Annotated in this window: 10 protein-coding genes and 1 pseudogene; all 11 read right to left on the minus strand. The window is 48.4% G+C overall.

Annotated features, from left to right (window positions below; genetic code table 11):
* Nucleotides 1-19 precede the first annotated feature (19 nt).
* The 11 genes and pseudogenes from DXA13_RS18070 to DXA13_RS18120 all read right to left on the minus strand — a co-directional run bounded on the left by DXA13_RS18070 (nucleotide 20) and on the right by DXA13_RS18120 (nucleotide 12,684).
* Complete coding sequence (locus tag DXA13_RS18070; RefSeq protein ID WP_118246452.1) at nucleotides 20-355, minus strand: hypothetical protein; 336 nt, start codon at nucleotides 353-355, stop codon at nucleotides 20-22.
* A pseudogene (locus DXA13_RS18075) lies at nucleotides 356-1,664 on the minus strand (4Fe-4S dicluster domain-containing protein).
* A 26-nt stretch (nucleotides 1,665-1,690) separates the two neighbouring features.
* A complete protein-coding gene (gene holA, locus DXA13_RS18080) occupies nucleotides 1,691-2,668 on the minus strand; it encodes a DNA polymerase III subunit delta (protein WP_118246453.1) in 978 nt (325 codons plus the stop codon).
* A gap of 84 nt (nucleotides 2,669-2,752) precedes the next feature.
* Nucleotides 2,753-3,604, minus strand: a complete 852-nt coding sequence (locus tag DXA13_RS18085; RefSeq protein ID WP_118246454.1) for a MerR family transcriptional regulator — start codon at nucleotides 3,602-3,604, stop codon at nucleotides 2,753-2,755.
* Between the two features lie 238 nt (nucleotides 3,605-3,842).
* Nucleotides 3,843-4,310 carry a hypothetical protein gene (locus DXA13_RS18090; RefSeq protein WP_118246455.1) on the minus strand — a complete coding sequence of 156 codons (468 nt, stop codon included), beginning with the start codon at nucleotides 4,308-4,310 and terminating at the stop codon, nucleotides 3,843-3,845.
* Between the two features lie 109 nt (nucleotides 4,311-4,419).
* Complete coding sequence (locus DXA13_RS18095; protein ID WP_118246456.1) at nucleotides 4,420-6,741, minus strand: DNA internalization-related competence protein ComEC/Rec2; 2,322 nt, start codon at nucleotides 6,739-6,741, stop codon at nucleotides 4,420-4,422.
* A gap of 51 nt (nucleotides 6,742-6,792) precedes the next feature.
* Complete coding sequence (locus DXA13_RS18100) at nucleotides 6,793-7,620, minus strand: 4Fe-4S binding protein (RefSeq protein WP_118246457.1); 828 nt, start codon at nucleotides 7,618-7,620, stop codon at nucleotides 6,793-6,795.
* A gap of 25 nt (nucleotides 7,621-7,645) precedes the next feature.
* Nucleotides 7,646-8,596 carry a GerMN domain-containing protein gene (locus tag DXA13_RS18105; protein ID WP_118246458.1) on the minus strand — a complete coding sequence of 317 codons (951 nt, stop codon included), beginning with the start codon at nucleotides 8,594-8,596 and terminating at the stop codon, nucleotides 7,646-7,648.
* Nucleotides 8,597-8,607: 11 nt separating this feature from the next.
* The gene (locus DXA13_RS18110; protein WP_118246459.1) at nucleotides 8,608-10,032 is read right to left on the minus strand and encodes a HAMP domain-containing sensor histidine kinase; all 1,425 of its coding nucleotides are present in this window, start codon (nucleotides 10,030-10,032) and stop codon (nucleotides 8,608-8,610) included.
* 7 nt (nucleotides 10,033-10,039) lie between these two features.
* On the minus strand, nucleotides 10,040-10,903 hold the full coding sequence (locus DXA13_RS18115) for a DegV family protein (RefSeq protein WP_118246460.1): 864 nt from the start codon (nucleotides 10,901-10,903) through the stop codon (nucleotides 10,040-10,042).
* Nucleotides 10,900-12,684, minus strand: a complete 1,785-nt coding sequence (locus DXA13_RS18120) for an ABC transporter ATP-binding protein (RefSeq protein ID WP_243009209.1) — start codon at nucleotides 12,682-12,684, stop codon at nucleotides 10,900-10,902. The genes DXA13_RS18115 and DXA13_RS18120 overlap by 4 nt, the downstream gene beginning before the upstream one ends.
* Nucleotides 12,685-12,974 lie beyond the last annotated feature (290 nt).

Genomic DNA, 12,974 nt, shown 5'->3' on the forward strand with positions numbered 1-12,974 from the left:
TATTATTTCATTTGTAATATTACTTTGTCTTCATTCTGCTTTTATCAGAAATATCGCTGCTTTTCTTTTTTTTGTACTTGGGATTCCTGAAATTTCTGAGATGGAGTCCCAGTGTTACAAGAGCGGCAGCAATACAGATGAGGCTCAGATTCACATTGTTTCCGCTGGCTCCAATGATGAGAAACAAAACAGCGTCCACGGCAAACAGCCACTTTTCCGCATGATAAAGCTTTTCCGTATCAAAATCCTCTTCCTTCTGTTTCCCGCCGCGAAACATGATATAGTCTTTTCCCAGGAACAGAAAAATCGTTTCAATTCCACAGACGACTCCACTGAGTATAAACAACACATCCATTTATTTTGATTCCTTTCCTTTTCTTTTGTTTTTATTTACCTGGCTGGACAACAGCTTATCCAGATAGACCGATTTGAACTGCCTGCTGGCCATGGCCTGTTTAATTGGGGGCAGCCTGAGAATAACGCCGAACATGGCCGCCATCGCCCTGTGATTTGCAAACGCCTGATTGTCGAATACCAGGTCCAAAAGTGTACCTTTTTCAATCGCCTGAAGGATAAATCGGTGAGTGCTGTTTACCGGAGTAATAATCTCCACCGGCCTCTTTTTCAGAATAATAGACTTTGTCGGGCAGTTTCTGGCGCATACGCCGCAACCCAGGCAGATTTCCTTATTCACTACTGCCTTTCGCTTTCCCGTCTTCTCGTCTTCTTCCATCGTAATTGCCAGGATTGGGCATGCCTTCTCACATTTTCCGCATCCGGCACACATCTCTCCCCTAATATCCGGAATGTAGCCGGAAGTAGCTACCGGCTGCATGGGTGCAAACCGCCTTGCCGCCTGCAGGGCTCACAGCAGCATCCGCAGCAGTTGCAGATAAAAGCAGGATTTTCCCTTACATTTTCCCCTATCTGGACCAGATTGGCCTCATAGGAACGTTCCAGGGCATCCATGGCTTCCGCCTGGAAATCAGCCGTGCATGCCCGCCGTGTTCCGCCAGGGAACGCGCTACATTTCCAAATGTCAGGCACACATCCCAGGGAGCGTCGATTTCGCACGGGTGGCCTGCATGAAATGCCTTATGGCGGCAGTAACAGAGCCCCAATCCGATATATTCGGCCTCTTCCACGATATGACTGGCCTTCTCATAATCCAGAATGTGGTTCATATGTTCATTCGTAAGCACCGGTTCCTGTACATAGACACGCCCCAGTTTTGTTTCCGTGGCGTAGAACAGGTCCTTGACAAAGTCCTCTTCCACATTCATATACTGGTAATACAGTTCGCTTAAATATCTCTGGTCAATATCTCCTCTCGTTCTCATAAGGGCAAATTCAAAAAATCCGGCCATCGGCGGCGGCATGACGAAGCGCCTTACGCCATGATATTCAGAATCGACCAGAAGTGCTTTCTCACACAGGTGATCCAGCACTTTCTCCGCTTTCGCCTCCGTCGTATTCCATATTTTTGCGGCCCGTTTCAGCGTGAAGGGGCGGACAGGCAGCAGCGCCATCCATTTTGCTTCCTTCTCACTGTAAAGGACCTGAAGGATTTTGTAAAGTGTTTCTGTAGGCGGAGCCCCCTGGGTAAACCAGTTAATCCTCTCCTCCAGGCTTTTATATGCATCCTTGGTTGTCAAATGCCCCAAAGTGATTCTCCTTTCTCATTCGGCAGTTAATGATACTGATTTGTAATCAGAAGCTCAACGGCCAGGCGGTCCTGCAGCTTACCCGTCTTAACTGCTTCTTCCATATCCACACAGAGTGTCACGTAAGACAGAATCTGTTCCTTTGTAAAGGCTCTGGCCTGAGGCATCGTCTTGCCGACCACAAAAGGCTGCATTTTAAGCCTGGACGCGATGGAGCTCTTGTCCATTCCCTGCCCCATCAGTTCCTTAACCTGAAGAATCTGATTAAACTGGCGGGCAATCAGAAAAAGTATCCTCATCGGCGGTTCCTTCAGTGTAAGCAGGTCTTCATAAAGATCCATGGCCTGCCGAGTCTTTCTGCCGACGATCGCCGCAACCATATCGAAAATGCGGCTCGTCACCCGCTCCGTGCAGATTTCCCGGACATCCTGATCCGTCACCACGTCGCGTTCTCCCGTATAGCTGACCAGCTTCTCCAGCTCCATCTTTATATTTTCCATGTCGTCGCCCGCCATGCTCAAAAAAAGTTCCATGGTATTTCTGGTGATTTTCTTCCCCTCTTTTGAAAGAATCGTACCGGCCCATGTCGCCAGCTGAGCTGCATTCTGCCTGGTCATCTCCGCCGCGTGGCCTAATTCCTTCACCTTTTTATACAGACGGTTTCTCTTATCCACCTCTGATTCCACAAAAAGGAAACAGGTGGTATCAGGCATGGACGGCAGATAAGTAACTAGTTCCTCTCCGGCTGCGCTTTTAAAAAATCCGCTGTCTTCAACGAGAATCAGCCGCCGTTCCGTAAAAAAGGGCATGGTATCCGCAAGGCTGATAAGTTCTGAAACATCGATGCCCTTTCCCTCGAAATAGTTGTAATTCATCGTATCATCCCCGATCAGCGCATCTTTCAGCCTGTTTTTATAGCTTCGTTTCAGAAACGCCTCTTCTCCGTAAAGCAGATACATCTTTTTAAAGCTCTTATCTTTCATGTCCTGATTTAATGTCTGCATAATCCGTCTTCCTTCTCTTAAGCTTGCTGCCTCTTCTTGCCAAACTGCAGAAAAAGCTTTGTCCCTATTGTACTGTAAGCTCTCTCAAATTTCAAGCGCTGCCGGAAAGGTTGCCCCGGACACAGGCATATAAAGCTCCAGGCAGTAGGTCGGTGACTCCTTCAGTGAAAATGAAGTCATATGATTGACATATACCCGTTCTTCTGTCTTCAGACCGTGTTTACAGCCCCATTCTTCCATCATGCGGATGATTCTGCTTTCCGGAAGAAGCTCTTCCGTCTCTACTACCGTATGAATGCATCCCATTTCCCCCGTCTCTTTCAAACAGGACAGGTCAAAACCATCCGTCAGCACCTTTTCCAAATTCTTATAAAGTAGCAGCCTCGTATTCACTACTTTCTGTGCACTCTTCTTCAGACTCAGTTCCGTATAGAAATACATCATATCCATCCCGTCCTTCAGGGCAGCCAGCTGGAACCAGTTTTTCAGCCCCTCCTGCAGGTCGTGGCACTCATCCACGATATATGCGGCCGGAAATCTTCTTAAAGTGATGCGGTCCAGATGCTCTTCAATATTTCTCATATCCCTTTCCAGCAGCTTCATCCTGGCTATCATCCGTTTGTGGTTCTTCAGCTCTTCCCTTTCTTTTTCCATACAGCTGTGCAGATACTCTTTCATATGGCGAACCGTATTTTCCCTGTCCATAACCATGGTCTCCTCAATTTCTTTCAGGCTGGAATTCATCTTCCTCCGATAAAGGATATGCATCAGCTTATAAATATCATTTTCCGAATAATATCTGTATCCGTTTTCCTTTTTTTGTGTGCGTATCACGCCTTTTTTTTCATAAAAACGCAGGGCGTCCCTGCTTAGTCCTACAATCCGGGCTACGTCTCCGATTAAATATTCCTGCTCTCTTTCCGTTTTCTGTTCCATTTTCAACCAATCCTTTACCCTTTATACATGCAAAGCCATATTAAAACTTTACCAGTTTCTGGTCAATTAATTTCTTTAAACTGAAAAGAAACCGTAATGAAATCGTAAACAGGGATACCACCTTCTGATTCCGGCTGCGGCCGGTTTCTCACAATGCGGTATCCCTGCTGTTTTATGTCTTTATTTAAATAATTTCAGTGTCCCTGCTGCCCAGAGCAGAAATCTGAACAGTACCTGGTCAGCCTCCCTTTACCGGACCGAATTTCACACCCCGTCGGACGGTACCGTTGCTGTTCCATTCCGTGTATACATATGGTTTGCCGCCTTCCGTACCGTTTTCAGTGAAATTATAGATATGACCGTCATATGACAGGTATCCTTTATTCATCTTGCAGCTGGTCGTATCGAAGTAATATACGTTGTTGTTAATGTTCATGATTCCGCCCTGTAGCTCCCCGCTGTCCGCTGCGAAGTACCATGTTCCGTCTCTTTGTATCCATCCGGTCCTCATCAGCTGGTCACTTCCGAAGTAGTACCAGTGATCTTTATAATGGACCCAGCTGTCGTGACAATAGCTTCCGTCTCCCCACTGATATTTCCATCCCTTTGACGTATTCGTCCAGCCTGCTGCAAAGGATGTTACAGAATTCGCTCCTATCAGAGCCATTGCAAGAACAGCTCCTATAAAATATTTCCGCTTTCTCATATAAAGCCTCCTTAAACTAAATTATATTCGCTTTCGTGTTCTAAGTCTAAACCCTGGAGTCGCTCCAAGGACAATAGGCTGCAGCAATCTGTAAGAATATGAAAGGATTTTAATATTTTTGAAAGAAATCTGTAAAATACGGTTCCCAGCTGACTCTGCCGCCGTCAAACGTCACAACGACAGCGCCGTATTCCGCTGTGGACAGGATCGATACGCCCATGTCTTCCAGGCGTTCCACCACCTCTTTTCCCGGGTGGCCGTAGCGGTTATTCTCTCCATATGACAGAACGGCATATTTCAGATTTTCCTCCATAACCGCCAGAATTTCCTCTCCAGTCGCTGACGCAGAACCGTGGTGAGCCGCTTTCAGTACATCCGTCTCCGCAATCAGGCGCCTTACCTGTTCCCGGCTGATCATCCGTTTTTCACAGGCAGCGTCCGTATCGCCGGTCAGCAGTAGATTCGTCCCTCTGTAACCGGCCATGATTACAAGGGACTGTTCATTTCTGTCTGCAGCCGAGTCATGCCGGGAAGGATACAGGCAGAAAAGCTCCAGCTGTCCCGCCCTGATCCTGTCCCCTGCTTTCATCTCCCACACTTCGGCATGTTTTTTTGTCTCTGCTTTAGCGGCCATCCGCTGCTGTACCGGTTCTTTCTTCCCCAGCACAGGCAGAACGAGATTTTTCACTGCCACATCACTGTTCTCTTCCAGAAGATAGGTCAGGCCGCTGATATGATCCTCGTCCCCATGGGTGACTACGGCATAGGAGAGTTTTGATATTCCTTTTGATTTCAGACATGGTTCCAGGACTTTTTCCCCAAGCTTCTTTTTATCCGTACTCCCTCCGTCAATCAGCACGGCCGTCCGGCCAGCTTCGATCAAAATTCCGTCTCCCTGGCCCACATCGAGAAAGGTGATCTTCATACCGCCGCTTTTCCACGGCATCATGACTGCAAACAGGCAAATGCAGAGAACCGGCAGGATCGGCCGGTCTCCTGCCTTTTTCATCTGCGCAAGTCCGGCTCCCAGAATGACCAGATACAACACAATCTGAATCCGGTTCGGCCGGCCTGTCACAAGATTTGACAGAGGAAGGTTTCCGGCGCCGCGGCACAGCAGGCCATAAAGCGCCAGTACATAATGGCTTGTCCCCAGTGCGGCCCTGCATGCATCCATGGAAAGGAATCCCAAAAGAATTCCTCCGACTCCTGAAATCACGGCGTAAGTCATCAAGGGAATGACGGCCAGATTCAGAAAAAATCCGTATATAGGATATTGGAAGAAATGGAACAGCACGATCGGGCATGTTCCGATCTGAACGGCGATCCCCATCACTGCCTGACGCCCGGCCTGGGTTCCTGGGCAAATGATCTCATTCAGATATGGACCGAGCACAGCGATGGAAAACACGGCTCCGAATGACAGCTGAAATCCGCTCTGCAGGATCAGATAGGGGGCTTCCAGAAGCAGGCCACAAACAGCCAGGCAGGCAGCCGATATCATATCATAGGTCCGGCCCAGATATTGCGCCAGAAAGAACAGGATCATCATTACCACCGCGCGGGTAGAAGATGGCGAGAACCCCGTCATCATGCCGTACAGCCACAAACATGCCCCGCCTGCAGCAGCTGCAGGGCCGAATCCCGCCCCGGCCCGCCTCAGAAGTTTATACATTCCTGCCCCCAGGAGCGAAATATGGAGTCCACTGATCGCCAGGATGTGAGCGATCCCATTTCTCTGGTACAGCGTCCTGATTTCCTGATCCATGGAACTCTTATCGCCAAGGATCATGGCCTTCATAATGCCGGCATCCCCTTCGCTCATCGCATTGTCCAGAATGCTTGCGCAAATTTCTCTGAAATGAAAAAGCATGTTCCGGACTCTGCTTTTCCTTTTTCCAACCACCAGCGTTTCCCCATACATAAAATAGCAGGAACGTTTTCCCAGATAATACGCCTGATAGTCAAACTCTCCCGGATTTCTGGGCCCCTCATATGCGTTCATCTGTCCGTAGACCGCGATGCGGTACCCCGGCTCCGCCCCTTTCTGCGGGTCATCCAGAAATACTTCCACCTGGCCGACGTCATTCTGGCCGATTGCATTCCAATCCCCTGCCTTATCCTCTTCCCCTGAGAGACGGCAGCCTGACAGCGTTACCGATATCCCTTCGCCTTTCGGACCAGTCTCCACTGCAGTTCCTTCCATCCACACCTTTTTTCCGTCCAGATTCATTTCAAGACAGTTTACAGCCCATGACCTCTCCGCTTTCATCCGCCCAAAGCCTGCGAGGGCGAAAAAAAGCAGAGCTGTCATCCAGACGGCTCTGCTTTTCCGATCGATTTTACTGCACACGACAGCTGCTGCGCTTATCATACAAGCCGCAGCCGTCATCCAGTCCGCTTTCTGCAGAGCCAATACCTCTCCAAGCATCAGTCCCCCTGCAGCAATAGCCAGCGGTCTTTTAATCTTTTTTTCCTCCTGTCATCTGCCCGGTATACGGCTCATACACGGAACCTGAACCTGGCACTTTCCGCAGCCGTAGCGCGGCGCATACTCTTCTGTCGTCCATTTCAAGTGCTGCCTGCACTTTTCGTGGTCTTTCCCATTTTCAAGTGATATCGCTCCTACAGGACAATGGCTGATGCACGCCCCGCAAAAGGTACAGTAATCATAAAGGCCTTTATACGGCCTTTCCGTTACAGGCAGTTCCATGGTCGTTACAATGCTGCCAAAACGGCCGCAGACTCCTTTTTCCGTAATCAGTCCCTTCGACAGGCTGAAGGTTCCCAGCCCGCATACATACGCCACATGACGTTCCGACCAGCTGCTCGTATAGGCAGTCGTCTTGTCTTTAAACCGTTCACTGCTGCCCGCTTCTTCTACAGACCGGAAACGTGGATCTGCCAATGGAATCAAAGCCTTTTCTCCTTCGGACTCCAGTTCCTTTTTCAAAAAGCGGCAGACGTCCATCAAAAAAGCCTGGCCTTCAATTCTGCCATGCAGCCAGCCGTTAGACGGCTCGCGCACGAACGGCAGGTTACTTTTCTTAATTTCTCTGCTGAATGGAAGAAAAAATGAAACCACCCTCTTCGCTCCCGGCAGCCACTCCTGCGGAAGCATAAAGTGCGGCCCAACCGCCTGCGGTTCCTTCAGCTTTCTGAAATACTCATCCTGTGCATCTCCGACCGCAAAAACAGGTGCTTCAAAGATCTTCATCCCCACCACATCATCCGACAGCGCATACTCTCTGGAAATATAATTTTTAGGCGACTTTTCCACAAAGTCAGCTGCTTTTCCCCTATCTAACATGGAACCCCTCCTTTTGTCTGAACGATCAGTTTCCTCCCGACGCTACGCAGTCCAGATTTCTTTCAAACATGCTGTCCAGAGATATGGAATCCCTGAATTTCACATTCGTCGAGCCATTGATGCTGAACTGCACCTTGTTGACATCTCCCAGCTCTGCCAGCGAGTTTACAATGGAGTAAATCGGGATGTAGTCCTTCACTTCCAGGCTTCCCACCAGAAACGTACTGTCAAAATTCAGATAGCAGACATTGTCATTGACAGAAACATTCAGAATCTTCGTGTCCCTGGGAATCGTCGGACTCAGGCTGAAGGTTTCCGGCCCGGAGATCAGTTCTTCCACTACAAGCTGTTCCAGAGATGTGTTCACGTTATGAACGACTTCCCTCTTTTCCGGATACAGTTTTTCTCCCTTATCATCCGTAAAGTAAAGAACCAGCTCCGCTCTTGCATATGCGTTGACATCGCTGATGTTGTCTACGAAATCGCTTCCGGAAATCATGCCTACCGTCGCGCCTTTCTGATCCAGAAGCGGCTGTCCGCCTGCATAAATATTGACAAAATCCACCCCGTCTACCTGAGTCAGCGTCTTAGCCAGAGCTGCGCGGCATAAAATTTCGCGCCCCGGCTTCATACTTGTATATGCTGCATCGAAGTAAAGATATACCACCAAATCTTCCCTGCTGAACTTCTGATAATATGTCTTATCCGGAAGAGCGGTCTGGCAATCCAGATTATTCGGCACATTCAGAAACTGATTAATCAGCTCCTCCACCAAAGCGTCCACATCCGTCGTTTCCGTACGGTATTCCTGAGGCACCAGCTTTGTTGTCCCGGCATTTAAATAATAGATATTGTAGACTCCCGGCTTTTTCTCCTGGGGCTTTGCAATCTCTTCCTCTTTCCCGCAGCCGGCAGCCAGAACGCAGAACGCCAGTACTGCCAGAAACAGAGCCTGCCATATTTTCCTGTTTTTCATCGATTATCCTCCTAAGGAATGTATGTCAGGGGGATACGGATGGTAAAGGTCGTTCCTTCCCCTTCTCTGCTCTGCAGCTTAATCGCTCCCTGATGCATCTGAATCACATTTTTCGTAATTGCCAGACCCAGGCCCGTTCCTCCTGTTTCTCTGGAACGCGCCTTATCCACCCTGTAAAATCGTTCAAAAATCCTGTTCTGGAACTCTTCCGGGATTCCCACTCCGTTATCCGACACCTTTACGTAGAAGAATTTATGGTCCGCATCCAGATTGACGTGCACCCATCCTTCTTCCTTGTTGTATTTTATGGCATTTTCTACCAGGTTATTGAGAGCCAGAGAGAATTTCACCTCATCCACATCGGCAACGACGTCTCTCATGCTTTCAAACATCACTTCTATGTTCCGCTTTTTCGCAATCGGACGCAGACGTTTGAGAATCTGCTCTACCAGGCCGTTGATGTTGACCTGGCTGATGTTCATATCCGTCGCAGCCTTGTCCATGCGGACGAGGGAAAGAAGATCGTCAATAATTTTGTTCTCTCTGTCAATCTCATCCGAAATATCGTTCATGAATTCCCGGTAAAGCTCCACCGGCACATCCTCCATGGACATAAGAGAATCGGCCAGCACGCGGATCGACGTAATCGGAGTCTTGAGCTCATGTGAGACATTGGAAACGAATTCCTGCCTGGACTGATCCACCTGCCTCAGTTTTTTCAGCGTCTGCTGGACGGATTCCGACATTTCCTTCGTCTCTCTGTAAGTATTTTCCGATATATCCGTATCCAGGTCGCCGGAAGCCACCTGTGCGAGAACGCGCCGGAATTCGTTAAAGGGCCTCATGAACAGCCTCACCATCGCGAACACGAGGACAACGATGATGAGAAGAGACATCAGCTGAAACAGGCTGGACTTTTCCTCCACCATATCCGCCATATTGAGAATGCTTTCCGCGGAGGCGGTCACTACAATAACGCCTGTGATCTTCTGTCCCTGTCCCGCCTCATAAATCGGGGCCGTATGTGTATAGAAGTGTTTGTCTCTGTTATACCGGTTCGCCGATTCCCCCTGAAAACATTTCAGAACCTCCTCTGAAATATGGGTCTTTCCCTCAGCCAGCCGGAACGTATCACGGACAATTTTGAAATCCCTGTCTACAATTACGATTCTTCCGCTGTAAAAATCAGCCAGTACATCGATTTCATTGTCCAGAATGGTATCTTTGACATCGGCGTCCAGATATCCCGCCCTGCTCAGCTTGTTGCTGAGGATCAGGCAACGGTTCTGCAGCTCCTGTCCTCTCGCGTCAATCTGATTCTGACGGAAGGAGCCAACCACCATTTTCCCCTGAAAAAACATGGGAAATACTGCAATAAAGAAGAGCATGGCGGCCAGGGGGACCCTCATGCTGATCGTTTTTCTTTTTCTGCTCATATTTTAATCACATCTCAATTTTCTTGGTGCAGGCTACAGCCAGAGCGCCCTGCCCAATGTGGCAGGCAATGCTTAATGAAAGAGGCGCTGCATAGATGTCAGCACCAGGGAACGCCTCTTTCAGCTCGCAGACCCACTCCGCCGCATTCTCTTCTGTACTTGTATAGGCTACGTGAATCCAGGAATGCTCATAGTTTTTATCCTGAAACCGCTGTTCCAGATCCTTTTGGACAGCCGTAATCATAATAGACTTCGCCTGCTTCATTGTCCTGGCTTTTGCAAATGCGTCCAGCTTCTCACCCTGGATGGTGAGTACCGGCTTCAGGCGCAGGAGGGTTCCCAGAGCTGCTGCTGCAGGCGTGATTCTTCCGCCCTTTTTCAAATGCTTCAATGTATCTACGGTGATATATATGCTGGAATCAAATTTCGTATCCTCCAGAACTTTTTTGATGGCAGCGCCGTCCATGCCGTTTTCCGCCATCATTCTGGAGTCCAGAGCAGACTGCCTCTGAGTGATGGAAATCCGCTGGTTGTTGACGACAAATACTTGATCCTCATAGTCCTGCGCCAGCATCATAGCCGTCTGGCAGGAGCTGCTGAGACCGCTGGACATTGGAATGTATACAATCTGGTCATACTCCTTCAAAAGTCCGTCCCACGTCTTTAAGATCGTATCTGGAGAGGGCTGGGATGTCGTAATATCTGCGTCTGCATCCTGCATTTCGTAAAATTCCTTATGAGAAAGGTTCACACCTTCGTGATAGGTCTTTCCGTCGATCATAAAAGGCATGGGAACCACAAAAATTCCAAGTTCCTTCGCCTCCTGCTGCGTCACTCCGCTGTTGCTGTCTGTTACTGTTGCTATTCTCATGATAGTTCTCCCTCTTCCCCGCCTTCCAGACGGTTAGCTGTCATATATAATTCGTAATACATGCCCCTTCGATCAAGTAGCTGCTGATGGTTTCCCTCTTCCACAATTCTGCTTCCGGCCAGCACGAGAATGCGGTCCGCATTTTTAATTGTCGTCAGCCTGTGGGCGATGGTAAGTGTCGTTCTTCCTACTGCCAGATTGGCCAGCGATCTGGAAATCAGGAATTCGCTCTCGTTGTCCAGAGCCGATGTCGCTTCGTCCAGAATCAGGATCGGAGGATTCTTCAGAAAGACTCTGGCAATGCTGATTCGCTGTTTCTGGCCTCCTGACAGCTTCACCCCTCTCTCTCCTACATAAGTGTCGTAGCCGTCCTTCAGCCCTTCTATAAATTCATGGGCGCCGGCCAGCTTGGCTGCTTCGATGATCTCTTCCTTCGTAGCCCCGGGGCGGCCGTAGGAAATGTTATGATAGACCGTTCCTGAAAACAGATAAACGTCCTGCTGCACGATACCGATATTGGAGCGCAGGCTGTTGAGCGTAAGATTCTTAATCCTCTGGCCGTCGATCCGGATTTCCCCTGAAGTGGTATCATAAAACCTTGGGATCAGATTGCAGAGTGTCGTCTTACCGCCTCCGGACGGTCCTACAAGAGCAACTCTCTCCCCTGGCTTTATGGTCAGGCAGATGTCGTCCAGAACGGGATTGTGGTCGTCCGGATACTCGAAATGGACGTGGTCAAAAACGATTTCCCCCTTTACATTCTCAAGGGGCTTCGCATCCGGCTCATCCAGAATATCGATATCGGAATCCATGATTTCCACAAACCGCTCAATTCCCGTCATTCCTCTCTGGAACTGTTCCGCAAACTCAATAATACGCCGGATCGTTGCAAGAAGAGTCGTCACGTACAGGGTGTATGCGACCAGGTCGCCCGGCTCTATGACTCCCTTTACCATGAAAATACCGCCAGCCAAAATGACTACGGTATACATCAGACCGTCAAACATTCGGACTGTATCCTGAAATGCCGCCATATAAAAGTATGTCTGTCTCTTGATATCCAGGAATTTAATATTGTCCTCCTGGAATTTTTCAATCTCCACCGCTTCATTGGCAAAGGCTCTTACCACCCGGTTGCCCAGCAGGTTATCTTCAATCCTCGCATTCAGCTCTCCGATGTGGTTTCTCTGGCTTTTAAATGCCGTTTTTACCCGGATATTCAGCCATGTACAGGAAAATGCCATAATGGGGATAAATACAAAAATAATCACGGTAAGCGACAGGCTGATTCGTGATAATATAAGGAAAGACACGACTGCCTTCAGAAAAGCGATGAAAAATTCTTCAGGACAGTGATGGGCAAATTCCGTCACGTCGAAAAGATCGCTGGTGATTCTCGACATAATCTGTCCGACCTTCGTATTGCTGTAATAGCTGTCGGAAAGCTTCTGGAGATGCTCAAATGCATCCTTTCTCATGTCTGTCTCTATGCTGGCTCCCATCACATGACCCGTATATGCCATATAAAAGCTTGCAATTCCATCTATGATTCTCAGTCCGAAATAAAGCAGCCCGATGTTCAGGATTGTCTTTACCGAAATAGCCGCAAGATCAGTCATCCCCTGATTTGTAATATATCGGAAAATCAACGGGAGCACCATTTCACAGATCGTGGTGAGAGATGCGCAGAATAAATCCAGCAGCAGCACTCCCAGATATTTTTTGTAATAAGGCGCAAAACGTTTTGTCAATTCCGAGGTCTTCATGGTTCTTGTATTCATTGTTCCACTCCTGTATGTAAATTATTGCAGGAAACATGAAAATCCCTTCCAGGTAATTTTCCTTTTGCCTGTCTTATTAGTTTAATGCCATTCGACTGCAATGTCAATTTCCGCTTTTTAAAATCCCTTCTTTTCCTCAAATCCCTAAAATGAAATTTTAAATTCCGCTCCCATATTCCCCAGTGGAATTTACTTTCGCACAGTTGATATTTACTCTTTCATATATTAGTGATACGGTTATGTCTCCTTCTGACAGCAGTAGAAGGACATTTTATGAGCAACTATATTCC

This window comes from Clostridium sp. AM58-1XD (genome assembly GCF_003464085.1).
Classification (GTDB): domain Bacteria; phylum Bacillota; class Clostridia; order Lachnospirales; family Lachnospiraceae; genus Lachnoclostridium_A.